Origin of the sequence: [Clostridium] cellulosi (genome assembly GCF_036762875.1) — a bacterium.
Classification (GTDB): domain Bacteria; phylum Bacillota; class Clostridia; order Oscillospirales; family Ethanoligenentaceae; genus Ruminiclostridium_D; species Ruminiclostridium_D cellulosi.
The window spans coordinates 18,990-45,234 of sequence record NZ_JBAIZF010000002.1; the positions used below are offsets into that span (position 1 = coordinate 18,990).

Genomic DNA, 26,245 nt, shown 5'->3' on the forward strand with positions numbered 1-26,245 from the left:
CTTTGTTAAACGATCTTGCTGAAATACTTCTTACTAAAGAAGAAATTGAAAAAAAAGTTGCTGAACTCGGAGAAAAGATAAGTGAGGACTATAAGGACAAAAATCTGTTATTAGTAGGTATCCTTAAAGGCTGCGTTGTTTTTATGTCTGATTTGATGAAACATATCACTATTCCTGCGCGCATTGATTTCATGTCCGTTTCAAGTTATGGCGCGGGCGTGAAAAGCTCAGGGGTGGTTAAAATAATTAAAGACTTGGATAATCCGATCCAAGGATATGATGTTTTGATTGTAGAAGATATACTCGACAGCGGGCTTACTTTGCATTACATTATAGATTTGCTTAAATCGAGAAACCCGAATAGTATAAGAATTTGCACGCTTCTTGATAAACCTTATTCCCGCAAAGTTGAAGTCAAGACAGATTATTGTGGGTTTGAAATCCCAGATAAATTTGTTATCGGCTATGGGCTGGACTATGCGGAAAAATACCGCAACCTGCCTTTTGTCGGAGTCCTGAAACCGGAGATATATGAAAAATAAGGCAACCTTTGAGTGCCGAACGAACGGCATAAGGAGTGATTATATTTGAACAAAAAAAATATGCGCGGTATCGCCATATATATTATCTTGATAATCATAGGCATACTTGCTCTGAGCCTTTTCAATCAACAACCGGCCGAGAAAAAGCTGAGATATTCTACAATTGTAGAATATTTTGAGACGAATAACGTCAAGGATTTTACACTTGACCTCGGCAGCGGCGAAACTGTTATAACTTTGCGCGATAATACCAAAGTAAGATACACCGTTCCAAGCGTTGAAGTGTTCTTAAAGACAGTTGAGCCAATTGTTGAACAATATAATGAAAAGAATCCGAGCAACCGTATAACATATGATTACATTCAGGCTTGGCAGGCTCCATGGTGGTTCAGCCTGCTGCCATGGATTATCTTTGCTGTAGCCATGATTGCTTTCTGGGTATATATCATGAATCAGACTGGCGGTGCTGGCGGCGGTAAAGTCATGTCATTCGGGAAAGCCCGAATAAAGCAGGTGAATGATGAAAAGAAGCGCACCACTTTTGACGATGTAGCCGGTGAAGATGAGGAGAAAGAGGAACTCCAAGAACTTGTTGAATTTCTCAAAAATCCTCGTAAATTTAATGAATTAGGTGCGAGAATACCAAAGGGTGTACTGCTTATCGGCCCTCCGGGTACCGGTAAGACCCTGCTTGCAAAGGCTGTCGCCGGTGAAGCAGGCGTGCCGTTCTTTTCAATTTCCGGCTCAGATTTTGTCGAAATGTTTGTTGGTGTCGGCGCGTCGCGTGTCCGTGACCTGTTCGACCAGGCAAAGAAAAATTCACCATGCATTATCTTTATAGATGAAATTGATGCAGTCGGACGCCACCGCGGAGCCGGTCTTGGCGGCGGGCATGATGAACGCGAGCAGACGTTAAACCAGTTGCTTGTTGAAATGGACGGTTTCGGCGCAAATGAAGGCGTAATTATAATCGCTGCGACTAACAGGCCGGATATACTTGACCCGGCGTTGCTGCGTCCCGGACGTTTCGACAGACAGGTTTATGTCGGTGTGCCGGATATAAAGGGCAGAGAGGCGATTCTTAAAGTTCACGCTAAAGGTAAGCCCCTTGCAAGTGATGTCAACCTTAAAGAAATTGCGAAGACAACAGTCGGATTTACCGGCGCAGATATAGAGAACCTCCTCAATGAAGCGGCACTTCTCGCTGCCAGAAGAGGCAAAAAAGAGATAAACATGGCTGAAATTGAGGAAGCTACTGTCAAAGTAATTGTCGGACCGGAGAAAAGGTCAAGGATAATTACCGAAAGAGAAAAACGCATTACTGCTTTCCACGAAGCAGGTCATGCGGTTGTCACAAGATTCCTTCCGACGCAGAATCCTGTTCAGCAGATTTCAATTATTCCACGAGGACGTGCCGGCGGCTTTACGCTTTCGCCTCCTGTTGAGGATAGATACTATAACTCGAAAACAGAGATGTTTGAAGAGATCTGCACCCTTCTGGGCGGCAGGGTTGCCGAAAGCATTGCTATCGGCGATATCTCAACAGGTGCCTCGAACGATATTGAGCGCGCAACCAATATTGCGCGCAAGATGGTCACTGCTTACGGCATGAGCGAAAAACTTGGGCCGATTGTGTATGGTTCCGAGCATGACGAGGTATTCTTGGGCCGCGATTTTGCTCAGGCGAGAAACTACTCTGAAAACGTCGCGGCTGAGATAGATTCAGAGATTAAGAATATTATCGACGAGGCCTATGAAAAGACCCGTAGTATCCTTCAGGAGAAGAAGGATAAACTCTATCAGATTGCTCAGTACCTGTTTACACACGAGAAAATGTCCGGCGAAGAGTTTGAGAAATACTTCGCTGAGGATGACAACGGCCCTGGACCTGTGGGCGGCATTCAAGGGCTTGCAGATGCGCCTATAGCATAAGACGTCAAAATGAAATTGAGGTGGATTCTTTGAACAGGAAAACGGCGTCCGAGATTGTTGCAGGTATTTTTGTTATAGCGCTTGGAATGCTTACTCTGTTTAAGGCACTTTTCGGATGGACCTTAGATATATCCGCTGCAAGCTTTTGGGCTTTGGTTATCATGGCGGTAGCAATTACAAGTATAATTCACCGGGGCGTCCGTTTTTATAATGTAGTTTTTCTGATTATCGGCGGCTGGATAATCATAAACGATTTGGGGTTATTGGGCAGACATACCTTCTTAACTCTGGTTGCTATAATCATTATAGCTTTTGGTATGTGGATCGTTTACAACGCCGTAAAAGCGTCGGTTGTTGGAAATAGCACCTCTGCCGATATGAACGATTTTATCCATTTCAGCAACAGCTTTAACAACGTTAAAATAGCCAATTCCTCTAAGAGTTTTAAAGGCGGACATATCACGTCGACTTTTGGAACTATAACAATTGACCTCAGCCAAATAGCGATACAAAGCAATGCGATAATCGACATTTCTGCTACATTCGGTTCTATTATAATAATAATGCCGAGAAACATACCTTATAGGACGGATGTTACACCGGTGTTCGGAACATTCATTAACAACGCCCCCATAGTTCCGCCGACAAATGGACTGCCGTTTCTTATGATAAAAGGTTCAGCGGTTTTCGGCACATGTACTTTAAAATAAAAGAATTGCAATCAGCACCGGCAAAGCAGCCGGTGCTTTTTGTATTATTAAGCGGGCAAAACAATTCTATAGGCTTTCGTTTTGGATAAATGGCTACCCGCCCACTACATAACCGTATTCCAAAGCACTTCCCAAATTCGGCAGGGAAGTGCTTTTTGCAGTAAAACTTGACAGTTATTGCTATAATAATTAATGGAAATCTTGATAGATAGCGAGGCCTGCCTTGAGGCTGCAATACTTGACAATTCGGCTTTTTTTGTTTACAGTAATAAATAACGCTTTAGTAAATGTTTCATTATATAATGTAAATTCATTACTTGATTCAATAGATAACGGAGGACAATAATGGCAAAAAAGAAGGGAACTGGAAATTACGACAACGAGTCCATAACATCGCTTAAAGGCGCCGACAGGGTTCGAAAACGCCCGGGCGTTATTTTTGGTTCTGATGGACTTGAGGGTTGTGAACATTCCATTTTCGAAATACTTTCAAACTCCATTGACGAGGCTCGTGAAGGCTATGGAAACCGGATTATAGTTACAAGATATATGGATAATTCCGTTGAGATAGAGGATTTCGGGCGCGGTGTACCCCTTGATTATAATAAAAGCGAACAGCGGTATAACTGGGAACTTGTATATTGTGAATTATACGCAGGCGGAAAATATAACACGCAGGAAGGCGAAAGCTACGAATTCTCACTCGGCCTGAATGGACTCGGTGCCTGTGCAACGCAGTATGCCTCCGAATACATGGACGTCGAGGTAAAAAGGGACGGCTATATTTATAATCTTCATTTTGAGCATGGTGAAAATATCGGCGGCCTTAAAAAGAGAAAAACCTCTGACACAACAACCGGAACAAAAACACGCTGGAAACCCGATCTGCAGGTTTTTACCGATATAGCGGTGCCGCTGGAATATTACAAAGATACATTGAAGCGCCAGGCTGTGGTAAATGCGGGAATTTTGTTTATACTTCGCAATGAAACCCCTAACGGCTTTGAAACCTATGAATTCTGTTATCAAAACGGTATAAAGGATTATGTTGAGGAAATAGCCGGTGAAAATGCGCTGACGCCGGTGCAGTATTGGACGACAGAGCGGCGCGGCCGTGACAGAGAGGACAAGCCCGAGTACAAAGTGAAGATAGAAGTGGCGATGTGTTTCCACAACAGCGCAAATATGCTTGAGTATTACCATAACTCGAGCTGGCTGGAGCACGGCGGCGCTCCGGAGAAGGCAGTCCGTAGCGCTTTTCTGTCTCAGATTGACGCCTATCTCAAACAGAATAACAAGTATCTCAAAAACGAGAGCAGGATAAGTTTTCAGGATATAGAGGATTGCCTGCTCCTCGTAACCTCCTCATTCTCGACGCAGACGTCATATGAGAATCAGACCAAAAAGGCGATAACTAACAAGTTTATTCAAGAAGCGATGACCGATTTTCTCAAGCATTCGCTGGAAGTTTACTTTATTGAAAACCCTGCCGACGCTGAGAAGATCGCCGCTCAGGTACTTATTAACAAAAGAAGCCGCGAGAACGCGGAAAAGACAAGACTGAACATAAAAAAGAAGCTTTCCGGCGGGCTTGACCTTGTAAGCCGCGTGCAGAAATTTGTTGACTGCCGCACAAAGGACGTTTCGCGCCGCGAGCTTTACATTGTTGAGGGCGATTCGGCCCTCGGCGCCTGTAAACTGGGACGCGACGCGGAGTTTCAGGCGATAATACCGGTCAGAGGTAAAATTCTAAACTGTCTGAAAGCAGATTTCGGGCGTATTTTTAAAAACGATATTATAACGGATATTATAAAGGTGCTGGGCTGCGGAGTTGAAGTGCGTTCAAAGGCAAACAAGGATTTGCAGTCCTTCAACCTCGACGCGCTGCGCTGGAGCAAAATAATTATCTGCACCGATGCAGACGTCGACGGTTTCCAGATAAGGACACTGATTCTCACAATGCTATATAGGCTTGTCCCGACACTTATCGAGAAGGGCTATGTATTTATTGCTGAGTCTCCGCTTTATGAGATAAACACAAAAGACATGACGTATTTTGCCTATTCTGATAAGGAGAAGGCTGAAATTATCGCGCAGCTTGGCAACAAGAAATACACAGTTCAGCGTTCAAAAGGCCTTGGCGAAAACGAACCGGATATGATGTGGGAAACCACTATGAATCCGGAGACCAGACGGCTTATTAAAGTAACCCCGGCGGACGCGAAGAAAACGGAAGAAATATTTGACCTATTGCTCGGCGATAACCTTACGGGCCGTAAGGAATATATAGCTGAAAAGGGATATATGTATCTTGATCTTGCCGATGTTAGCTGATGTCCGTTTATGCCGAGAAATGCTGAAACTACCCGAAATACAGGAGTGATAGAATGTCCCGCCGCAAAGACAGCAATGACAGAGAAATGAAAAAGCCCCGCGGCATTAAGGCGGAAATAAAGGGCGCGGGTGCTGTAATTGAACAGCCGATAACACAAACACTTGAGATAAATTATATGCCTTATGCGATGAGCGTCATCGTGTCGAGGGCAATACCGGAAATCGACGGATTTAAGCCGTCACACCGCAAACTGCTGTATACAATGTACCAAATGGGGCTGCTCGGCGGTGCGCGCACCAAATCAGCAAATGTTGTAGGGCAGACCATGAAACTTAACCCTCATGGTGACGCTGCTATCTACGAAACGCTTGTACGCTTATCCCGCGGCTATGGCGCGCTGCTGCATCCGTATGTAGATTCAAAGGGCAACTTCGGAAAGGCTTATTCGCGCGACATGGCATATGCCGCCTCGCGTTATACGGAGGTAAGGCTTGACCCTATCTGCGAGGAGCTTTTCAAAGATATAGACAGCGACACCGTTGATTTTGTAGACAACTATGACAACAAAATGAAAGAGCCGACGCTGCTGCCGGTTACATTCCCGTCTGTGCTGGTCAACGCAAACACAGGTATTGCCGTCGGCATGGCGTCAAACATCTGCTCGTTTAATCTTGCGGAGGTGTGTGAAACAACCGCGAGACTGATAAAAGACCCGGAACACGATATTTCCTCGACCCTTAAAGCGCCGGATTTTTCAGGCGGCGGCATTATTTTGTATGACAAAAAAGCATTCGATGAGATATATGAAACCGGCCGCGGAAGCTTTAAGGTGAGGTCGCGCTATACTTATGACAAATCCAACAACTGTATTGAAATCACCGAAATTCCGCCCACAACTACTGTTGAGGCTATAATTGACAAGATTGTAGAGCTTGTCAAAGAAAATAAGGTCAAGGAAATTTCAGATATACGTGACGAAACCGATCTTACAGGACTTAAGATCGCAATAGACCTTAAGCGCGGAGCTGACCCTGATAAGCTTATGCTGAAGCTGTTCAAACTAACTCCGCTCGAAGATTCCTTTGTATGCAATTTCAATGTTTTAATCGGCGGCATGCCGCGCGTTATGGGCGTAAGGGAACTGCTGAATGAATGGACTTCATTCAGGACTAATTGTGTCCGCCGCAGACTGACACATAACCTCGGGAAAGCGAAGAATAAACTGCATTTGCTGAAAGGCTTGTCAAAGATATTGCTGGATATTGACAAGGCTGTTAAGATAATCCGCGAGACGGAAGAGGAAAGCGAAGTCATCCCAAACCTTATGATCGGGTTCGGTATCGACGAGGCTCAGGCAGAGTTTGTTGCCGAAATAAAACTGCGGCATTTAAACCGCGAGTATATCCTAAAGCGGACGGAGGAAATCGAAAAACTCGAGCAAGAAGTACGTGAGATTGAGGATATCCTTGCGGACAGTTCAAAGATTCTTGATGTTATAGCCGATGAACTTCAGGAAGTTGCTAAAAAGTATGGCAAACCGCGCAAAACCCTGATTATGTATGATGTTCCCGATGACGACGGCATATTAGAAGAAGAGGTACCTGATTATCCGGTGCATCTCTTTATGACAAAAGAGGGCTATTTCAAGAAGATTACGCCCCAGTCGCTCAGAATGTCTGGTGAGCAAAAGCTCAAGGAAGGCGACGAGATTACCGAGGAAATTGAGGCGACAAATAACAGCGAGCTTTTGTTCTTTACTGATAAGTGTCAGGTATATAAGGCAAAGGCCTCCGACTTCGATGATATGAAAGCGAGCCTGCTCGGTGAGTATATCCCGGCAAAACTCGGCTTTGATGAGGGCGAAAATGTCAGCCGCATGATAGTGACTACCGATTACTCGGGATATATGCTGTTCTTCTTTGCAAACGGCAAGGTGGCGAAGGTGGAACTGAAGTCATACGCGACAAAACAAAATCGCCGTAAGCTTATCGGGGCTTACAGCGATAAGTCACCGCTTGTGCTGGCCACAAAGATTGAGGAGGATAAAGCATTTGTTCTGACCTCGTCTGCCGGAAAAATGCTTATAGTTCATACCGGCGCCATTTCACCAAAAACCACCCGCAGCACCCAGGGCGTTTCCGCAATGACTTTGAAGCGCGGACAATCGGTCATATCTGTAAAGGAATATAACGATGGCATGTTTAAAAATCCTCACCGCTATATGGTCAAAAACCTGCCGGGAGCGGGTTCTATTCCATCGAATGACGATTTGGCCGGCGAACAGCTTTCTTTTAGCTGATAGCTTTTGAGTCAAAATGAAAAAACCGCCGGTATTTCCGGCGGCCTGTGGCAACGTGAAGTGCAAACGCAGTTTAAATAAATCCATGTTGCCATTAATATTTTACCCAGCTTTGCTATAATATTTACTTAAGTTTAAAACAGAATTGAAAAATTATTTGCAATGATGAAGCAACTGTGGTATTATTTATTTTAATGTTGTTGCGTTTGGATATTACATTGGAGGTGAAAAAGTAATGACCGCTTTTCAGATAGTTGTCAGTATAATACTTTTTATCTTTTCGGTTGTACTGGTAATTATAGTCCTTTCACAGCAGGGCAAGGACCCATACCTCGGCAATGCGATTGCAGGCGGTGCTGCTGAATCGTTCCTTGGAAAAAATAAAGCTCGTACTATAGATAGCATGTTAACGAAAATTACCCGCGTTATAGCGGTTATATTTATTGCATTGACCGTTATCCTAAACATATCCCAGATTTTCTTCTCATAAAATTAAGCGCTCCGCCTTTCCTGTGCGGGGCGTTTTTGTTTTAGAGAATTAAATTCGGTATAAATACAACATAAAATTAAGGTCAGAATAATAGAAAAGCGCTTATTTAAAAACGGAGGAAATAATGAGCACAAAAAATTTGGCTTCTAAGGTAAATAAAATTCTAAAAGCAAAAGGTTACAGACCCGCAACAGTGCATGAAATAGCAGTAAAATTAAATATTCCGGTAAAATCGCGGGCTCAATTTTTCAAAGTTCTGAATAAGATGTGGGTAGACGGTCAAATAGAATTCACGCCGAACGGAAAAATCATCAGCAATGAAAAAGGGCAAAATGAACTGGCGACGATTCTTTCTGTTGGCAAAAACGGGGCATACGCAAGACTTTCCGAAGATAATACTGACGTTTTTATCTTTCCTGAAGATTTAAACGGCGCAATGCCTTCAGACACTGTAAAAGTGAAGATTATAAAGCGGAAAGGCGCCCGCCGTCAGGCAGTTGTTATGACTATTGTAGAACGCGGATTTTGCGAATTCACAGGAATATTTCACAGGATAGGCAAGCATGCGTATGTGGTACCGGACGCGAAATATAAAGGAAAAATCAAGGTTAATCCCAAAGAAACGCGTTTCATCAATGACGGAGAAATGGTATTCGCAAAAATGCGAAACTATGAGAAACGCGGATGTGAGGCAAAGGCTACAATCATCAAATCCTATGGGCCGCCAGACAGTGCCAGTGCTTGCTGCCAGTCTATTCTTGACAGATACCACGCAAGGACAGTTTTCCCGAACGAAGTTTTAGACGAGGCTAAAACGGTTTCGAGCAAATTTGAAATTGATGGTGACAGACTCGATTTACGGCATCTTCCGATTTTCACAATCGACGGGGCAACGGCAAAGGACCTTGACGACGCCGTCTCGGTGGAGGAGACTGAAAACGGTTACAGGCTCGGCGTCCATATCGCGGACGTGTCACACTATGTAAAGCCCAATTCACCACTTGATGAGGAGGCATATCTGAGGGGAACGTCCATCTATTTTGGCAACTCAGTAATCCCCATGCTTCCAAAAGAGCTTTCAAACGGCATATGCTCCCTTAACCCGGGAGAAGACAGGCTGACTTTCTCGGCTTTCATGGATATTGACAAAAACGGTTCGCTGGTATCGTATAAACTGGCAAAGTCCGTTATCAGGTCAAGGGTCAAGGGCGTTTACAGCGAGGTCAACAAGATTTTTAACGGTGAAGCCGATGACGAACTGCTGCAAAAATACAGTGAAGTTTTGCCGTCACTTAAAATAATGCGGAAGTTAGCCGCTTTGCTGCGTAAGGTGCGCTCAAACAGGGGAGCTTTCGACTTTGAGACCGATGAATCGGAAATAATAATAGGTGAGGACGGCAAAGCGATAGACATCAAAAGGCGCGAACGCGGTGAAGCCGAACGCCTGATAGAAGAATTCATGCTGTGTGCGAATGAGGCTGTCGCGACATTTGCCTTTTCCCGGAAGCTGCCTTTTGTTTATCGTATCCATGAGGCACCTGAAGAGGGAAAACTAATGGAACTTGCGGCGGCGTTAAATGCCGCGGGCATAGACACAAGGGCAATACACCCGGGCCTTAAACCCGCCGATATTAAAAATGTACTTGAAAAGATAAAAGGTTCTCCCAAAGAGAAAGCGCTGAACAATGTCATTCTGCGCTCAATGTCAAAAGCGCGTTATAGCCCTGATTGTATCGGCCACTTCGGGTTGTCGCTCAAGTATTACTGCCATTTTACCTCGCCGATAAGGCGTTATCCCGACCTTGCAATTCACCGTATTCTCAGCGACCTGCTGCTCAATAAAACCCCTGAAGAGCTTGCTAAACGCTACAACACCTTTGTGACGCATGCGTCCGAAAACTCATCTGCACGCGAGATTGCCGCAATGCAGATAGAGTGGAGCTGCGAGGACGCGTACAAAGCCGAGTATATGTCGTCACATATCGGCGAAAAGTTTACAGGGCATGTTTCATCGGTCAAGAGCTTTGGGATGTATGTAATGCTGGAGAATACAGTGGAAGGCTTAGTCAGAATAGAAAATATGCCGGGCTGGTATGACTTTGATGAACAGAATATGACGCTAAAAAGCAGGGCTACAGGAAAGACGTATACCGTCGGCGACGAGGTAAATGTCATACTGGCTGGCACTGACATCCCGTCAGGACGTATTGATTTCACATTAATTTGATAGCTAAAAGCGGATACTAAAAGTAAAAAGTTGATAAAAACTAAAGACTGCTTCATAAAAAGGCTGTTTTGCCGCAACGCAAAATTGCATGCAGGCAATTTAATACAGTACATTTTATGAGGCAGTCTTTTTGTATAATAGATTTAATTTATAAAACTGTTTGAGCAGCCGCCGTTTTGCTTTTCACAGTTAGCTTTGTTGAGACAACTGGAGCCGAGCTCTTTATTACCGCATCGTGTTACTTCAACGGCTACATTGTGTTTAACCACCGGGCAGTATCTTTCAATCACAGACTTAATTCCTTCTTGATCTGACATAATTACCTCCGCTCATATTTAAAATTATCAGGTACATTTTAATTTAGTCAGAACAGCTTTGAGTGCTGCTCGAACTTGTGAAAACGTGTACTGCCTGACCATACTTGTTTCTGTTCTGTGAATTTATACAAAAATGAAAGTACCGGTTTTAGTAGTATATGCGACTGTATCAAAAATAAACTTTGTTGTGAAATGTGGTATAAATTGGATAATTTATGTCCAAAATATAGCATATATTATATAGCAGAGCTTCCTGAGGAACTCCGCATATTTTATCAAATAATGAAATACGGAGGTATGGTGCTTTGCTAAAAGAAGGGCGGTAAATTTAATGGAGAAAGCCATTTCTGGTGTTATTGCAACAGTGTTCAACAAAAAGAACAAGTCTGAATCAAAATTAAATTTACTGGACGAAATTCAACTGATTAAGTTAAGGCTTGAGACAGTATCAGCCAATTTTGAAAGCCAGAGCGACCCTGATTTAGTCGAAGCCTGCATTTACGAAATGAAATCTCTTACGGCGCGCTACCGGTATTTATTAAGGGAAGCCCGTAATCAGGGACTGACGAAAAGCGTTGATGCACTGGAGCATACAACACATTTATAACGAATAGCAATTTAAAGTTTTAGGACTTTTTGACATAGCCGTTTTATCCGGCACGGAGGTATACTATGGAGACATATTTAATAATTGCCGCAGTTGCTCTTTTATGCGGGATTGCTATTGCAATTATAAGGAACCCAGGTATTCTCAAAAAAATAATCGCAAGCTCGGCGACAGGCCTTATGACGCTTGCGGTTATTGACCTTACATATGCTTTTACCGGCATTTATATTGCGGTGAGCGTTTGGACACTTGCAGTGGCGGCATTACTTGGCCTGCCGGGAGTTATTTCACTGCTTTTCCTCAAGATCATCTGGAATATCTGAAACGGTGTCCGGTTTGTTTTGCCTTTCCCTTAAAAGGTCGCGTATTTCCATCAGCAGTTCTTCGGTTGTAGGCTTTTCCTGCTCATCTTCTTTCGCTTCGTTTTCCTTTGCTTTAATGAAATTAAATTCCCGCAGCTTGTTCAGGCCCTTGAGAATGATGAAAATACAAAATGTAATAGTCAGAAAGTTGATGACGGACTGTAGGAAGTTGCCGTAGCCAATTACAAGGTTTTTTCCGCCGGTAAGACGCGAACTTATGGTAAGGGACAATGACGTAATATTGATTCTTCCGACGAAAATACCGAGTATTGGTGTAAAGATGTCGTTGACGAGACTTGATACGATTTTATTGATGGCGTTGCCGATTATAACAGCGACGGCAAGATCTATTACATTGCCTCTGGCGGCAAACTCCTTAAATTCCTCAATAAATTTTTTCATATATAGTAATCTCCTTTAGGGCGAATGATTTTTCATTCGTCCTTTATTATATTTTAATTCAAAGTTCAATGCAATTAGCGTAGGTTTTAAATATTTGACAAAGGGACTGAGCGAACGTATAATTGTACTAAGTTTGGATGTCTTTGTGGATCAAGAAGCTGACTTTTACAACATTTGAATAAAGATTATAATCGGAACCTTCGCCCTTCAGGAGAGATAAGCCCTCAGATTGGATCACGAAGGTTTTTAATTCGCGCTGATAAAATTTAAAGTATATTTTTCAGGACGGCGAATAAGGAGAGAATATATCAATGCACATATTGCGCAAATGGAAACCGTCTCGTATAAGTGCTAAAGATATGGTAAAAAAGATATTTACGATAAATACGCTGTATAAAATACTTTCGATTTTATCCCTAATGATTTGGGATTGTGCTTCTGCTGCCGGCGCTGTTTTGATTGGTTTTGGTATCCGGTACGGATATCATGGGCTTCAGGAAAATGACATTAAATTTCTGCAGCAGTATACTGTCCTTTCTATCATAATCGTCATTCTGAGCACTTTGCTGTGCGGCTGTTATGCAGGTGTTTGGCGCCGGGCAGGTATCGGCGAATTTACAAGGCTCGTTGTAGCGGTAGTTTTAAATACTGTTACGATGTCCATTATTATCGTTGTAAAACAGCTTCCCTTGTCGGCTGAATACATAGCGGTTGTTGCTATGTTGCAGCTTTTGTTTATAACATCTGTTCGTGCTGCGATAAGATTTTGCTATTGGTTTTATCTAAGGCTTTCACTTATCCGCCGCCGGAACAGAATGAAACGCGTATTAATTTATGGCGCTGGACAAGCCGGTATAGACCTTGTCCATAAGCTTGAAGGGCACCCGGAGGATGACCTGCGTCCCGTATGTTTTATTGATGATAATCAGGCTCTCTGGGGCAAGAAGGTTGCGGGGCTTCCCGTTGTCGGCGGAAAAGATAAGATAGAGGCCGTAATCAATGATTATGGAATAAAAGAAGTAATCATGGCTATGACGACGGCTGACAGCGAAACCGTCAAAGAAGTATTGATAAAGTGCCATAAAATGCACTGCGCCTTAAAGCGTTTCGGCACGATTGACGATGTCAATGAACAAACCCTTGCAAACGCCCACATTTCGGACATAAACCTTGAGGATTTGCTCCGCCGTGATTCCATTCAGCTTAACATGAAGGTCGTTAAAGGCTTTATTGAGGGAAAAACTGTCCTTGTAACCGGCGGCGCAGGTTCGATAGGTTCGGAAATCTGCCGTCAGGTGCTTTCGTTTGGCGCAAAAAAGCTCATTATTTTTGATATTCACGAAAACGGCCTGTTTGATATCCAGAATGAGCTAAAAGAAAAATATGACAAAAGCCGTTTTTTAATTAAACTCGGTTCAATAAGGGACCGCAACCGTGTAAACGAGATTTTTGATGAATTCAGGCCTCAGGTAGTATTTCACGCTGCGGCGCATAAGCATGTACCGATGATGGAATTTAACCCGAGCGAGGCGGTTAAAAACAATGTTTTCGGTACTATAAATGTAGCGCAGGCGGCGATATTATACAAGGCCGAAAAGTTTATCCTCATATCGACGGATAAAGCGGTTAATCCGGCCAATATAATGGGTGCCACAAAGCGCATTGCCGAAATGACGATACAACTGTTTAACCGCATGAGTGAGACAGATCTTGCCGCAGTAAGGTTCGGCAATGTTCTGGGCAGCAGCGGAAGCGTCGTTCCGTTTTTCAAAAAGCAGATTGAGAAAGGCGGGCCGGTGACAGTAACGCATCCCGAAATGCGCCGGTATTTTATGACGATTCCCGAAGCGGTTCAGTTGGTGCTTGAAGCGGGTGCAATGGCTAAGGGCGGTGAGATATTTGTTCTCGATATGGGCAAGCCTGTGCTTATCTATGACCTTGCCTGTGACCTTATACGCCTTTCCGGATATGAGCCGGAGAAGGATATCAAGATTGAATTTACAGGCCTGCGCCCGGGTGAAAAACTCTTTGAGGAAATCAGCCTTGCAGAAGAAGACGTTGTCAAGACGCCCAATAACAAGATTTATATATGCAAACCAGTTGAATATAATGAGCGGGAATTAAGCGAACTTATAAAACAGCTTGAAGATCGCATCAACAAAGGAGACGAGCAGGGCATGTTTAGCTGTGTAAGCCGCCTTGTCCCGACGTTCAAGTATAATAAAGAAAAGATATAGGTTGGGGGCCTATAAAAGTGTATTTTGATGATTTAAAGAAAGCTATAAGCAATAAAACAGCGAAGCTGGGCGTGATTGGGCTCGGATATGTAGGGCTGCCGCTCGCTGTAGAAATGGCAAAATCGGGCTTCAATGTTTATGGGTTTGATGTCCAGCAGAAAAAGGTTGACCTGGTCAATGCAGGACACAATTACATAGGGGATGTTGTTGACAAGGACTTAAAGGACCTTGCTGCTTCCGGCAAACTAAAAGCATTTTCAGATTTCTCAAAGCTCCAAGAATGTGACTGCGTATCAATTTGCGTTCCGACGCCGCTTGACGCTTACCAGCAGCCGGATATCAGCTATGTTAAGGCTTCCGCCGGGGAAGTGGCGCGCTATGCCCACAAGGGAATGTTGGTGGTTCTTGAAAGCACTACCTATCCCGGCACTACTGAGGAAGTCATACAGCCGCTGCTTGAAGAAAGAGGGCTGAAGGTCGGGGAAGACATCTTTCTCGCGTTTTCACCGGAAAGGGTTGACCCCGGCAACAAACAGTATAAAACAAAGAATACCCCTAAGGTTGTCGGCGGCGTAACCCGTAAGTGTACCGCCCTTGCATCACTGCTTTACTCAAGTTTTCTTGAAGGCGGAGTTTATGAGGTTTCAAGCCCCAAAGTAGCGGAAATGGAAAAAATACTTGAGAATACCTTCAGGAATATAAATATTGCGCTCGCAAACGAAATGGCAATACTGTGCAACCGCATGAATATCCCCGTCTGGGAGGTAATTGACGCTGCCAAATCCAAGCCCTATGGCTTCATGGCGTTCTATCCCGGCCCGGGCCTCGGAGGCCACTGCATACCGCTCGACCCGTTTTACCTGACTTGGAAAGCCCGGGAATATAATTACCATACGCGGCTTATCGAATGTGCCGGCGAAATAAACAACGCTATGCCTGAATATATTGTCGAGCGCGTAAGCCGTATACTTAACAGGGATAAAAAGCCCCTCAACGGCTCAACGGTACTGCTTCTCGGCGCAGCGTACAAGCCCGATATCGACGACCTGCGCGAATCGCCGGTGCTCAAGATTATTACCCTGTTTGAAAATGCCGGCGCAAATGTTATTGTAAACGACCCGTATATTCCCACCTTTAAACATAACGGAAAGGAATATAAGTCGGCGGAACTGACGGCGGAGTTGCTCAGAAGCTGTGATATTGCGGTGGTAACAACAAACCATAGCTGTTATGACCCCAAATTCATAGCCGAAAACGCAAAACGCGTTTTTGATACGAGAAACCTCATGGCCGGCATTGACGCCGACAACGTGGAGCTGCTATGACGGAAGGATATACAAAGGGCGAGTATTGCGTAATTGAAGAGGGCGCCGTAATAGGCAAGGGCTGTGTCTTAGGGCATCATGTAGTCATACGGGCCGGCACAATTATCGGCGACAACGTGAGGATAGACGATTTTGCCGATATAGGAAAACAGCCGATGAAAGCAGCCTTGAGCGCGGCAACGGACGCAAAAAAAGCCGAGCCTGCCAGAATCGGCAGCGGCTCAATAATCGGCACAGGAGCCATAATCTATGCGGGCAGCGTCATAGGCGACAATGTCCTTGTGGCCGATATGGCGACAGTGCGGGAAGACACAGAGATAGGCGAAAAAACTATAATAGGCCGCGGTGCGGCTGTCGAGAACCACTGTAAGATCGGCGCGCGGTGCAAAATCGAAACGAACGCCTATATAACCGCCTATTCTGTCATCGAGGATGACTGCTTTGTAGCGCCGTGTGTCGTTACGTCAAATGATAACTTTGCCGGGCGTTCAAAGGAGCGCTTTGGGGCCTACCGCGGGGTAACGGTTAAACGCGGCGGGCGTATCGGAGCGGGCGCTGTCATTTTGCCGGGCCGTGTTATTGAAAACGACAGCTTTGCGGCAGCCGGCTCAGTTGTCACAAAGGATGTAAACAAAGAAGAGATTGTCGCCGGCAATCCGGCAAAAAAACTGCGCAATGTGCCTTCACAGCAGCTTTTGAAAAATCAAGACTAACGGAGCAGCAATATGAAGATAATGACAGTAGTCGGAGCGCGCCCGCAGTTTATAAAAGCGGCTGCGGTATCGCGGGCGCTCAGAAAAGAGAATACAGAAATTCTTGTTCATACAGGCCAACACTATGACGAAAATATGTCCAATATCTTTTTTGAGGAATTGGACATTCCAAAACCGGACTTTAATCTGGGCGTCGGCTCGGCTTCCCATGGCAAGCAAACAGGAGAAATGCTCATAAAGATTGAAGAGCTTCTGTTATCCGAAAAGCCCGACGCCATGCTTGTTTACGGAGATACAAACTCAACGCTTGCGGGAGCCCTCGCAGCTTCAAAACTTCACGTTCCGGTCGCTCATGTCGAGGCCGGGCTGCGTTCATATAATAAACTTATGCCCGAGGAACAAAACAGGGTTTTGACGGATCATATCTCGAGTATGCTGTTCTGCCCGACCGTAGCGGCCGTCAACAACCTTAAAAATGAAGGCATAGAGGACAATGTCTATAATGTCGGCGACGTGATGTGCGACGCCTTGTATTTTTACAAAGCTGCCGCTGAAAAACGGCATTATAATTTCAGTGAGCTTAAGTATATTTACGATAAACCTGAATCAAGTTTAGAAAACGGGTATTATCTCGCAACAATCCATCGGGCAGAGAACACTGACGGGCCGGAAAAAGTCAAGAATATACTCTCAGCGCTCGAAAATCTTGATTTTCCAGTGATTTTCCCAGTTCATCCGCGCACAAGAACAATTATCAATACAATTATAGAACAAAGCAAATATAAAAATATCCATTTTGTCGAGCCTGTCGGATACTTATATATGATTTTTCTTGAGTATAACGCAAAAAAGATTATAACCGACAGCGGCGGGCTTCAAAAGGAGGCCTACCTCTTGAAAGTTCCCTGCGTCACTGTAAGGGAACAGACGGAATGGGTCGAAACCCTCATGGGCAGCTGGAATGTACTTGCGCATGCCGAGACTGAGGATATTATAAACAAGGCGGCAAATACAAAACCAGACCCATTGATGTGGAAAGATTATTACGGCGGCGGCAATGCCGCAGAAAAAATTTGCGGCACGCTTGCGTCTATATTAAAATAATATCTTGACTTCAAACGCAGCGTTGCAATAACGGAGGAAAAATGGATAACCCCAGTAAAAAAATTAAATATGTACTTATCGGATGCGGAAGGATAGCGCCGAACCATATTGCGGCGGCTCTCGCAAACGATAAGGAGCTTGAAATTGCCGCGGTTTGTGATATTATACCTGAAAACATGGAAAAACTGCTTGCAAAATTCGGCCTTGAAAACAGCAAGATAAAAAGGTATGAAGATTACCGCGAAATGCTTAAAATAGAAAAGCCAGACCTTGCGGCGGTCGCGACGGACAGCGGGAAACACGCAGAAATCGCGCTGGAAATCATAAACGCCGGCTGCAATGTTATAGTGGAAAAGCCAATTGCCATGTCCCTCGACGACGCCGACAGGCTGATTGCAGCCGCAAAGGCAAAGGGCGTTAAGCTCTGCGCCTGCCATCAGAACCGTTTTAACAAATCAATACAGAAAATCCGCGCCGCCCTCGAGGCAGGGCGCTTCGGAAAGTTGTACCATGCGGCGGCACACATCAGGTGGAACCGCGTGGAGGATTACTACAGGCAGGCGTCCTGGCGCGGCAAGTGGGCGAGCGACGGCGGTGCCCTTATGAACCAGTGTATTCACAATATCGACCTGCTCCGCTGGATGCTCGGTGACCCGGTTGAAGTCATGGCATATACAGACAGGCTTGCCCATCCTTATATTGAGGCGGAGGACTTGGGACTTGCCATAGTCAAATTCAAAAACGGTGCATACGGTCTCATTGAAGGCACAACAAATGTCTTTCCGAAGAATCTTGAGGAGACACTTTATATTTTCGGCGAGAAAGGAACGGTAAAGGCCGGGGGAAAATCCGTGAACCGAATTGAAGAGTGGAGCTTTGCAGATAATATGGCTGAAAGGGAGGACGTAATAAAAACCTTCAGCGAAAATCCGCCGAATGTTTACGGCTTTGGGCATACGCCGCTTTATGCCGATATGGCCAGCGCCATAAAGAACGACCGCGACCCTTACGTTTCTGGCGAAGCGGGGCGCGCTGCCCTTGAGCTTGTCCTTGCCATATACAAATCCGCGGCGTTGGGAGGCCCTGTGAAGCTTCCTCTGGAACATTGCGCAAGTGTTGATTTTACGGGCCGCTTTGATAAAAAGGCGGAAAGGTAATGATATGAGTTTCGAAGCCGATAGTATTTTTGGTGCCTTAAAAAACAGAATAAAATCCGGCAAAAAACTTGCGAAAAAAGGCTCCAGGAATGGTTTTTTTCATATTTTGGGCGGCAACACGCTTGTAAAAGTTGTTTCTGCTCTTTCTGTTTTGCTGTTTCCCCGCATAATGGGGGACTCTTACGGGACATTCAAGCTTGCTGACGATTTTTTAAGTTATCTGCTGATTGCCAACGGGCTCGGTATGACGAATGTCATACTGCGGTACTGTTCGGCGTTTGACACGCCTCAAGAACAAAAGAGTTATTTCAATTTTGCCATAAAATTCGGAATTATCTCTGATATAGCGTTATTATTAGTCTATGGATTGCTGCTGTATTTGCCTGAGCTGTTCGGCATTTATATTGTCAGATTCGGCGCCGATAAGATTCTCGGGCTGATGTTGTTTTCGCTTTTTCTCGATTTTTTGTTCAACTCAATGCAGAATTTTCTGCGTACGAATCGGGAAAACAAAAAATATGCAAGAAGCTCCGTTATATTCTCGTTATCCTATGCCCTAATACCGTGCATTCTGGCGGCTGTTTTCAGCGCCTTTGGGCTTACAATGCAGGGAGCGGTTCTCGGGCGGTATATAGCTTATGTTATCGTCCTTATCATAATATTCAAAACAATTCGCTCAATTCCTGCATTCAAGGAAAAGCCGCTTAAACTGAGCAGAACCGAGAAGGTTGGCGCTATAAAATATGCTCTCAATACGCTTATTGCGAATGCTTTTTCACTGATGATGCCATATAATGAGAGCATTGTTTTAAGTATGATGGTGTCAAAGCTGCTCTACAACGATTTCAAGGTAGCGCAGCTTGTTCCGGCGAGTATCCAGTTCATTTCAAGTTCTGTTGTGGTTTTTATTTACCCGTATTTTGCAAAGAATTATACCGACGGCAAATGGATTTTCAAAAACACAAAAAAGGTAATCCTCGGGATATCTGCCGCCATGGGCATAATATCGCTGGTGGGTATTATATTCTCCCCGCAGATTGTGCTTGTTTTCGGCAGCAGATTTAAAACTGACAATGCAATTCGCCTTATGCGGGTATTCTTCATAACATTTGCCATCAACAGCGCGGTAAGATTGCCCGTCGGCAATATACTTGCGGCAATCGGCGAGGTGCGTTTTAATATAGCCAACGCTATTTTCTCATCGACGGTGCATATAGGTATTTGCTGGGCGATGACTTACAGCTTCGGTATAAATGGTGCGGCTTATGGGCTGCTGATTGGTTATATAATCTCGTCCGTTGCCGCGGTCATTTATTTAAGATATTACTGCAATAAATTGGAACGCAGGAAAAGTAATTCGATAGTTAGCCTCGACGGCGAAGATATAGAAGCAGATGAGAAGGAAGTGCAATGAGATTACTGATTATTCCGTCATGGTATGTGACAGAGGACAAACCGAACAATGGAATATTTTTTAAGGAGCAGGCCGAGTCGCTCGCTGAAAGCGGAGTCGACGTAGTTGTTGCATACCCAGACCTGAGGTTCAAGCTCGGCATGTTACGCCGCGGCATTTACAGGGACTATGACGCCGAGGTGCCTACATACATTTACAGGAAACGTACTTTAACTCCCTTTAAAGAGCGCGGCAGATGGCCTCAGCTCACAAAAATGCTGGAGGCCTTGTACGATAGGGTATGCCGCGATATCGGGGAGCCGGATATTGTCCATCTGCACTCATGCCGTATGGGGATAGCGGCGATAAATCTCTGCCGTAATCACAACCTTCCGCTCGTTTATACTGAGCATTACAGCGGCATTTTGGGCCAGATGGACGATGACCTCAAATATCAGTTTGAAAAGACACTTGAGGCATGCGACTGTGCAATTGCGGTCAGCGAGGACTTAAAGGCGCGCATGGTTTCAAAAAAGCCGGATACGCTGTTTATTCCCAATATGGTTGATACATCAAGTTTTAAAATTATCCCGAATGTGGAACCAACTGGGGAATTTGTGTTTGGTGCTGTCGGCAATCTCGTGCCGGTCAAGGGCTATGACATTTTAATTCGCGCCTTTGCCAAAGCCTATCGCCACATGCCCGGCGCAAAGCTTTACATAGCCGGGACAGGTGAACAGGAGCAGGCGCTCAAAGACCTTATAACCGAATTAAAACTCCAAGACAGTGTCCATTTAACCGGCTTCTTAACCAGGGCTATGGCGCCGAAATTTTACAACGGCTGCGATTGCTTTGTATGCTCAAGTTACACTGAGACCTTTGGTATTTCCTTGATTGAAGCGCTGTCTTGCGGCAAGCCTGTAATAGCAACGAGGTGCGGCGGCCCAGAAAGTATCGTCAATTCTAAAAACGGGCTGCTTATTAACCCCGGGGACGAGCTTTCAATGGAACGCGCGCTCATCTACATGTATCGGCGAGCGAAAAGCTATAACCCGTTCGTGCTGCGGGAGGACTGCATGAAGCGTTTCGGAAAAAGTTATATTTGCCAAAGGCTTGTGCAGCTTTATGCTCATATACTCGAGAATAGGCGCAGATTTTCCGCGCAAACTGAAGAATAATAAAATTTCTGTCAATAAATATAGATATGAAGCACTTAATAAAATTCGGTTTATTATCATGCTTCGATATTAAAAAGCATATCTTCCATTAGGGGTGTTTCCACTGGAAAGTTTAAATAAAGGAACTGAAATTATAGAAAAACTCATAAAAATATTAGTTCTTTTACTTACTCCGGTACTGCTTTTTGCCTCGCATGTGATTATTGCAGAGTTTATGGATTCTTGTTATCTGACGTTGGCGCATATCTATTGGATAATATTAGGTGCGCTTACCGTTATATATATAATTAAAAAAGGCGTGAATGGCATAAGATTTGGAAGGTCGGCACGTTATTTTGCGGCGATTGCCATATTGGTTCTCTATTCGCTTTTCTCTTTGAGGTTCGCAATAGATTTTCAAACATCGCTTAATCAGGTTGTATTCCAGCTTTTTGGCGCTGCAACGGTATTCTACATTACAGTATTTTTAAAAGATGAGGGCGATTTAAAGAACTTTTTGCGGGTTATGACTGTTTGCCTCGCGATAACGGCTGTTATCGGTATCTACGAAATGTATTCGGGAAATTACCTCTTTGACCCAAGCGAATCAATGCTCTCAAAAGTCAACGTATATGGGCACAAATACCCCTGCGTGTCTTTTTATAATACGAATGACTTGGCGACATTCTTCACGCTTTTTTCGCCCTTTGCGATATTTGCACTGATTGACTGGGTCGGCGGCATTGCCGGCAAAATATGCGGTTTTGCCCTTTCGGTTCTTGTTTTTATGAATTTGCTGGGAGGGCGTGCAAGAATCAGTTTTGGCGTTATTTTTTCTCTTTCCATATTGATTCTTTTAGTTTGCTTAACTGTAAAAAACTACAGGAAATTTGCGTCTGCCGCCCTATCATTCATACTGGGTCTGCCCTTTGCCGAATTAATCCTCAGGCTGACCGAAATCAAAAATGGCACACTTTTCACTAAGATTCAAACCATTACGCGGAAAGATTATTCAGTAAATGAGCGGTTGACCATAATGATAAGCGGTCTTAGAATGTCTGCCGCGCACCTGCTGACAGGAGTCGGCGTAGGCAACAGCGTGCCGCTGCTCCCCAAATATGCCGAGATACGCCCTATAAACCTGCATAATACACCGCTTGAAATTCTCGCCGAGTTCGGCATATTTATCTTTTTAATCTATGTATTGATGGTAATATTTCTTGCCGTTGACTTTTACAAAAAATCAAGGGCAAACAGCAGACACGGCTTTTTTAGCATACTGTGCTTGTTGATGTTGCTTGCCTTTCAGTTTGAAAGCTTGCAGCCGTCGGACGCTTTACATATAAGCGTCCTATGGGTTCTGTTCGGAATCCTCTTTGCTGCGGATAAGCTTTTATTCAACAATGATATACCTTTAGAAAACAGGCAATTTTCTTTCAAAAAACTCTTTAATGAGGAGTGTGACTGATGCCGCGCCTTTTGCTGATTAGTTTTATAGATTTCGGTGATATGAAGTCAGGCTCAAGCGTCAGGCCTCAACGCATGTATGATGCTTTTGTCAAGCTGGGATACGAAGTGGACCTTCTCTCTGGGCTTCAAAACCGGAAACGAGAGCGCTGGCATCGGGTATTTAAAAAGTATCGTGAAATTCGGCACAACCTGCCGGATTTTTGTTATGTTGAGCCGCCCAGTGGGCCATTTTTCAACCTTTGCGACCATCTGCTGCTGCTTTACCTTAAATTTAAAAAGGTACCAATAGGGCTTTTCTACCGCGACGCCTACTGGCTGTTTGCGGACTGGTGGCCGGTTAAAGGCGTAAAAAGGTTTTTCCTTACGCTGATGCACAGGTTTGACATATTTATCATCAAAAGAACCTGCAAAGTTGTGTTTTTTCCAACGAAAAGCATGGCAGATTTGTTTGACTTGAAACGCAAAAGCGTATTGCCGCCTGCCGGTACTGACCTCGTTGTTCCGGAGCATGAAACGAGACGCAAGGCTCTCTATATCGGCGGCGTTTCAAAATTTTACGGCACAGACATAATGCTCAAAGCCTTTAGTATACTTAACGATGAAATGAAAGCCGACATAAAGCTTACTGTATGCTGCCGTGAGAATGAGATGAAAGACTTTTTCGATGCCTATAAGGGCGCTCCGTGGCTTAATATAGTCCACCTGTCGGGCGACGAAAAGCTAAGGCCGCTTTATGAGGACTGCGACATAGCGCTTTATCCAAGCAGGCGCGATTTTTATATGGATTTCTGCATGCCTGTCAAGCTGTTTGAGTATTTGTCCCGGGCGCTGCCCGTCGTCGCGACTAATTGCAGGGAAACCGCCGGATTTGTGCTGCGAAACGGCATAGGCGTGGTATCTGAGGATAACCCGGAAGCATACGCGTCAGCCATCAAATCTATAATCGACGATAGAAGGCAGCTTCGGCTTTGCAGAGTCAACGCGATAAATACATTACGGCAGAACAACCTTTGGATTCACAGAGCGCGTCAGGCAGCCGACGAGATATTAAATTAAGATTTGGAGGCTATTATGCGAATTGCAGTTCTTGCCGCGGCAAAGTCTATTCACACGATAAAATGGGTTAAGGCTTTTGCCAAGAACGGGCACGTAGTTAAGCTCTTTTCACTGCCGGACCAAAAGGCGCCGCCAGGTGTGCTTGACGACATAAGGGTTCATTACCTCCACAGGGGCGGTGTTGCGGGTTATTGGCTCTGTGCCCGCGAATTGAAGAAACAGCTTTTGCAGTTTCGGCCGGATGTTTTAAATGTGCATTATGCTTCCGGGTACGGTACTCTCGGAAGACTGTGCGGCATAAAGCCCGTCCTGCTCTCGGTTTGGGGCAGTGATGTCTATGATTTTCCCAATGCCGGCCAAATCAACAAAAGAATGCTTATCAAAAATTTAGAGGCTGCGACAGCGATCGCTTCGACCAGCTACGCGATGGCGGAACAGGTCAGAAGGGTTCACTTGACCGACAAGAAGATATATATAACGCCGTTCGGTGTCGATACTTCGGTATTCTGCCGCTGCGGGGAGCCTCCAAAAGACCGCATAACCATAGGTATCGTCAAGGCACTCGAACCGAAATATGGGGTTGAGTACCTGATACGCGCTTTTTCGCTGTTCAAAAACCGTATGATTAAAGAGAACAAGATGCCGCCAAATGGTATAAAACTTGAGATCTACGGGGACGGCAGCCTCTTGCCATCGTTAAAAGCGCTTGCCCATGAGCTCAATATCGAAGAGGAAGTGCAGTTCCACGGTGCTGTTCCGCACGCCTATGTGCCGCGCATAATGTCAAGCTTTGATATATTCTGCGCGCCGAGCGTGGAGGACAGCGAAAGTTTCGGTGTGGCGGCGGTTGAAGCCATGGCGTGCGAGGTTCCCGTCGTGGTGAGTGACGTCGACGGTTTCAAGGAAGTTGTAATAAACAATGAGACGGGGTTTATAGTGACACGGCGCGACCCGGTGCTGCTTGCCAACAAGCTGTTTACGCTCGCCGTTTCGCCTGAACTCCGGTATACTATGGGACAGGCTGGCCGACGCCATGTTCAGGACTGTTACGAATGGTCAGACTGTGTCAGGAAGATGGAAAACGCCCTGACAGAAACGGCAATGTCGTCATTGATGATGAATAGGAGAAACAGTTAAATTAAGACCCTAAGATGGGGGATAATATGAGAATATTGCTAATAAATCACTATGCTGGTTCGGTATATCACGGCATGGAATTCCGGCCGTATTATATGGCGCGGGAATGGGTAAAACGTGGCAACGAGGTCACCATTTTGGCGGCGGACTTCAGCCACCTCAGAAAGAAAAATCCGGATATTAAGACTGATTTTACGGAAGAAAATATCGACGGCATAACATATCTTTGGGTGAAAACGCCTTCATACCACGGCAACGGCGTAGGCAGAGCGCTGAATATCGCGGCCTTTTATTTTAAACTGAAGGCACATGCTAAACAGATTGCCCAAAAGTATAAACCGGAAGCGGTTATAGCCTCGTCGACATATCCGTTCGACAGTTATGTTGCGAAAAAAATTGCAGATTTGTCAGGCGGAAGATTTTATTTTGAGATACATGATCTCTGGCCTTTGACGCAGATAGAAATCTACGGTTTGAAAACGTCGAACCCGTATGTCCGCATGCTCCAGAAGGCTGAGGATTTCTCATTTAAAAATGCCAAAAAGGTCATCTCGATTTTGCCCCACGCATATATACACATGGAGGAGCGGGGCGTTTCAAGAGATAAATTTACTTATGTCCCGAACGGGGTAATCCCTGCTGAAATCGAAACCAACACAAACCTATGCAGCCAGGCGGAAACCCTGTCTAAACTGCGGCAAGAGGGCTACTTTATCGCGGCGTATACGGGAAATCACGCGTCCGCGAATGCCCTCGAGAATTTTATCGGTGCCGCCGCCCTTTTGAAAGATGAAAAAGTAAAATTTGTGCTGGTCGGCAGCGGCAATGAAAAGGAGCGCCTCATTAAGCTTGCAAAAGAGAAATCACCGGACAACGTGATTTTTCTTGACCCTGTGGCAAAAAAGGATATGGGACAGCTTCTTTCAAATGTTGACGCCGCCTATATGGGACTTTCAAAATGCCGGTTATTCCATTACGGCGTGAGCCCGAATAAGCTGTTTGACTATATGCTGGCCGCAAGGCCCATAATCTACGCAGTTGACTCCTCAAACAATCCTGTCGAGGAGGCTCAATGCGGCGTTTCAGCCCCTGATGGCACGCCGCAGTCTATTGCAGAAGCGGTGCGCAAACTTATGTCTGCAACGGAAGAGGAGCGGGAAGAAATGGGCCGGCGCGGGCGCGAATATGTTTTAAAAAACAACGATTATGCCGTACTCGCTGAAAAATTTCTTGACGCACTAAGATAACAAGGACTTTTAAGATAAGAACAGGT

Annotated in this window: 22 protein-coding genes; 20 read left to right on the forward strand and 2 right to left on the reverse strand. The window is 45.0% G+C overall.

Annotated features, from left to right (window positions below; genetic code table 11):
• Window positions 1-2: 2 nt before the first annotated feature.
• From hpt to rnr, 7 genes are all read left to right on the forward strand, one after another.
• On the forward strand, window positions 3-542 hold the full coding sequence (gene hpt, locus V6C21_RS00200; RefSeq protein ID WP_479268031.1) for a hypoxanthine phosphoribosyltransferase: 540 nt from the start codon (window positions 3-5) through the stop codon (window positions 540-542).
• Window positions 543-602: 60 nt separating this feature from the next.
• Entirely contained in the window at window positions 603-2,474 is a 1,872-nt protein-coding gene (gene ftsH, locus V6C21_RS00205) for an ATP-dependent zinc metalloprotease FtsH (RefSeq protein ID WP_034839399.1), read from the forward strand.
• Between the two features lie 29 nt (window positions 2,475-2,503).
• Window positions 2,504-3,184 (forward strand): hypothetical protein, encoded by a 681-nt coding sequence (locus V6C21_RS00210; RefSeq protein ID WP_479268032.1) that lies wholly within the window; start codon window positions 2,504-2,506, stop codon window positions 3,182-3,184.
• A 345-nt stretch (window positions 3,185-3,529) separates the two neighbouring features.
• Window positions 3,530-5,518, forward strand: coding sequence for a DNA gyrase/topoisomerase IV subunit B (locus V6C21_RS00215; RefSeq protein WP_034838994.1), 1,989 nt, complete (start codon window positions 3,530-3,532; stop codon window positions 5,516-5,518).
• 53 nt (window positions 5,519-5,571) lie between these two features.
• Window positions 5,572-7,818, forward strand: coding sequence for a DNA gyrase subunit A (locus V6C21_RS00220; RefSeq protein ID WP_034838997.1), 2,247 nt, complete (start codon window positions 5,572-5,574; stop codon window positions 7,816-7,818).
• A 235-nt stretch (window positions 7,819-8,053) separates the two neighbouring features.
• Entirely contained in the window at window positions 8,054-8,308 is a 255-nt protein-coding gene (gene secG / locus V6C21_RS00225) for a preprotein translocase subunit SecG (protein ID WP_034838999.1), read from the forward strand.
• Between the two features lie 124 nt (window positions 8,309-8,432).
• Complete coding sequence (gene rnr, locus V6C21_RS00230; protein ID WP_479268033.1) at window positions 8,433-10,535, forward strand: ribonuclease R; 2,103 nt, start codon at window positions 8,433-8,435, stop codon at window positions 10,533-10,535.
• A 143-nt stretch (window positions 10,536-10,678) separates the two neighbouring features.
• Here the strand turns inward: rnr and V6C21_RS00235 are convergent, their stop codons facing one another.
• Window positions 10,679-10,852, reverse strand: coding sequence for a hypothetical protein (locus V6C21_RS00235; protein WP_479268034.1), 174 nt, complete (start codon window positions 10,850-10,852; stop codon window positions 10,679-10,681).
• A 331-nt stretch (window positions 10,853-11,183) separates the two neighbouring features.
• Between V6C21_RS00235 and V6C21_RS00240 the strand changes: the two genes are divergently transcribed.
• Entirely contained in the window at window positions 11,184-11,459 is a 276-nt protein-coding gene (locus V6C21_RS00240) for a DUF2508 family protein (RefSeq protein ID WP_045085351.1), read from the forward strand.
• A 65-nt stretch (window positions 11,460-11,524) separates the two neighbouring features.
• The gene (locus V6C21_RS00245; protein ID WP_034839004.1) at window positions 11,525-11,782 is read left to right on the forward strand and encodes a pro-sigmaK processing inhibitor BofA family protein; all 258 of its coding nucleotides are present in this window, start codon (window positions 11,525-11,527) and stop codon (window positions 11,780-11,782) included.
• Here V6C21_RS00245 and mscL read toward each other — a convergent pair.
• Window positions 11,747-12,223 (reverse strand): large-conductance mechanosensitive channel protein MscL, encoded by a 477-nt coding sequence (gene mscL / locus V6C21_RS00250; RefSeq protein ID WP_045085352.1) that lies wholly within the window; start codon window positions 12,221-12,223, stop codon window positions 11,747-11,749. The genes V6C21_RS00245 and mscL overlap by 36 nt on opposite strands.
• A gap of 311 nt (window positions 12,224-12,534) precedes the next feature.
• On the opposite strand from mscL, the gene V6C21_RS00255 reads away from it, so the two are divergent.
• From V6C21_RS00255 to V6C21_RS00305, 11 genes are all read left to right on the forward strand, one after another.
• A complete protein-coding gene (locus V6C21_RS00255; protein WP_051492435.1) occupies window positions 12,535-14,460 on the forward strand; it encodes a polysaccharide biosynthesis protein in 1,926 nt (641 codons plus the stop codon).
• An 11-nt stretch (window positions 14,461-14,471) separates the two neighbouring features.
• Window positions 14,472-15,785, forward strand: a complete 1,314-nt coding sequence (locus V6C21_RS00260) for a nucleotide sugar dehydrogenase (RefSeq protein ID WP_045085353.1) — start codon at window positions 14,472-14,474, stop codon at window positions 15,783-15,785.
• Window positions 15,782-16,498, forward strand: a complete 717-nt coding sequence (locus tag V6C21_RS00265; RefSeq protein ID WP_479268035.1) for a DapH/DapD/GlmU-related protein — start codon at window positions 15,782-15,784, stop codon at window positions 16,496-16,498. Before V6C21_RS00260 ends, V6C21_RS00265 begins: the two co-directional genes overlap by 4 nt.
• 12 nt (window positions 16,499-16,510) lie before the next feature.
• Window positions 16,511-17,602, forward strand: a complete 1,092-nt coding sequence (gene wecB / locus V6C21_RS00270; RefSeq protein WP_479268036.1) for a non-hydrolyzing UDP-N-acetylglucosamine 2-epimerase — start codon at window positions 16,511-16,513, stop codon at window positions 17,600-17,602.
• A gap of 41 nt (window positions 17,603-17,643) precedes the next feature.
• Window positions 17,644-18,759: a Gfo/Idh/MocA family protein gene (locus V6C21_RS00275; protein WP_479268037.1), complete on the forward strand. Its 1,116-nt coding sequence runs from the start codon at window positions 17,644-17,646 to the stop codon at window positions 18,757-18,759.
• Between the two features lie 4 nt (window positions 18,760-18,763).
• Window positions 18,764-20,173: an MATE family efflux transporter gene (locus tag V6C21_RS00280; protein ID WP_479268038.1), complete on the forward strand. Its 1,410-nt coding sequence runs from the start codon at window positions 18,764-18,766 to the stop codon at window positions 20,171-20,173.
• Window positions 20,170-21,330 (forward strand): glycosyltransferase, encoded by a 1,161-nt coding sequence (locus V6C21_RS00285; RefSeq protein WP_045085357.1) that lies wholly within the window; start codon window positions 20,170-20,172, stop codon window positions 21,328-21,330. The genes V6C21_RS00280 and V6C21_RS00285 overlap by 4 nt, the downstream gene beginning before the upstream one ends.
• A gap of 214 nt (window positions 21,331-21,544) precedes the next feature.
• Window positions 21,545-22,777 carry an O-antigen ligase family protein gene (locus V6C21_RS00290; protein ID WP_479268039.1) on the forward strand — a complete coding sequence of 411 codons (1,233 nt, stop codon included), beginning with the start codon at window positions 21,545-21,547 and terminating at the stop codon, window positions 22,775-22,777.
• Window positions 22,777-23,835, forward strand: coding sequence for a glycosyltransferase family 4 protein (locus V6C21_RS00295; RefSeq protein ID WP_479268040.1), 1,059 nt, complete (start codon window positions 22,777-22,779; stop codon window positions 23,833-23,835). The genes V6C21_RS00290 and V6C21_RS00295 overlap by 1 nt, the downstream gene beginning before the upstream one ends.
• Before the next feature lie 15 nt (window positions 23,836-23,850).
• Window positions 23,851-24,972, forward strand: coding sequence for a glycosyltransferase (locus tag V6C21_RS00300; protein ID WP_479268041.1), 1,122 nt, complete (start codon window positions 23,851-23,853; stop codon window positions 24,970-24,972).
• A gap of 26 nt (window positions 24,973-24,998) precedes the next feature.
• Complete coding sequence (locus V6C21_RS00305; protein WP_034839027.1) at window positions 24,999-26,219, forward strand: glycosyltransferase family 4 protein; 1,221 nt, start codon at window positions 24,999-25,001, stop codon at window positions 26,217-26,219.
• The last annotated feature ends 26 nt before the right edge of the window (window positions 26,220-26,245 follow it).

Bases quoted from the DNA above. Each gene is read 5' to 3' on its own strand.
- ftsH (WP_034839399.1), top strand. From the start codon at position 603: ATGCGCGGTATCGCCATATATATTATCTTGATAATCATAGGCATACTT.
- V6C21_RS00215 (WP_034838994.1), top strand. From the start codon at position 3,530: ATGGCAAAAAAGAAGGGAACTGGAAATTACGACAACGAGTCCATAACA.
- V6C21_RS00220 (WP_034838997.1), top strand. From the start codon at position 5,572: ATGTCCCGCCGCAAAGACAGCAATGACAGAGAAATGAAAAAGCCCCGC.
- secG (WP_034838999.1), top strand. From the start codon at position 8,054: ATGACCGCTTTTCAGATAGTTGTCAGTATAATACTTTTTATCTTTTCG.
- rnr (WP_479268033.1), top strand. From the start codon at position 8,433: ATGAGCACAAAAAATTTGGCTTCTAAGGTAAATAAAATTCTAAAAGCA.
- V6C21_RS00235 (WP_479268034.1), bottom strand. From the start codon at position 10,852: ATGTCAGATCAAGAAGGAATTAAGTCTGTGATTGAAAGATACTGCCCG.
- V6C21_RS00240 (WP_045085351.1), top strand. From the start codon at position 11,184: ATGGAGAAAGCCATTTCTGGTGTTATTGCAACAGTGTTCAACAAAAAG.
- V6C21_RS00245 (WP_034839004.1), top strand. From the start codon at position 11,525: ATGGAGACATATTTAATAATTGCCGCAGTTGCTCTTTTATGCGGGATT.
- mscL (WP_045085352.1), bottom strand. From the start codon at position 12,223: ATGAAAAAATTTATTGAGGAATTTAAGGAGTTTGCCGCCAGAGGCAAT.
- V6C21_RS00255 (WP_051492435.1), top strand. From the start codon at position 12,535: ATGCACATATTGCGCAAATGGAAACCGTCTCGTATAAGTGCTAAAGAT.
- V6C21_RS00265 (WP_479268035.1), top strand. From the start codon at position 15,782: ATGACGGAAGGATATACAAAGGGCGAGTATTGCGTAATTGAAGAGGGC.
- wecB (WP_479268036.1), top strand. From the start codon at position 16,511: ATGAAGATAATGACAGTAGTCGGAGCGCGCCCGCAGTTTATAAAAGCG.
- V6C21_RS00275 (WP_479268037.1), top strand. From the start codon at position 17,644: ATGGATAACCCCAGTAAAAAAATTAAATATGTACTTATCGGATGCGGA.
- V6C21_RS00280 (WP_479268038.1), top strand. From the start codon at position 18,764: ATGAGTTTCGAAGCCGATAGTATTTTTGGTGCCTTAAAAAACAGAATA.
- V6C21_RS00285 (WP_045085357.1), top strand. From the start codon at position 20,170: ATGAGATTACTGATTATTCCGTCATGGTATGTGACAGAGGACAAACCG.
- V6C21_RS00290 (WP_479268039.1), top strand. From the start codon at position 21,545: ATGGATTCTTGTTATCTGACGTTGGCGCATATCTATTGGATAATATTA.
- V6C21_RS00295 (WP_479268040.1), top strand. From the start codon at position 22,777: ATGCCGCGCCTTTTGCTGATTAGTTTTATAGATTTCGGTGATATGAAG.
- V6C21_RS00300 (WP_479268041.1), top strand. From the start codon at position 23,851: ATGCGAATTGCAGTTCTTGCCGCGGCAAAGTCTATTCACACGATAAAA.
- V6C21_RS00305 (WP_034839027.1), top strand. From the start codon at position 24,999: ATGAGAATATTGCTAATAAATCACTATGCTGGTTCGGTATATCACGGC.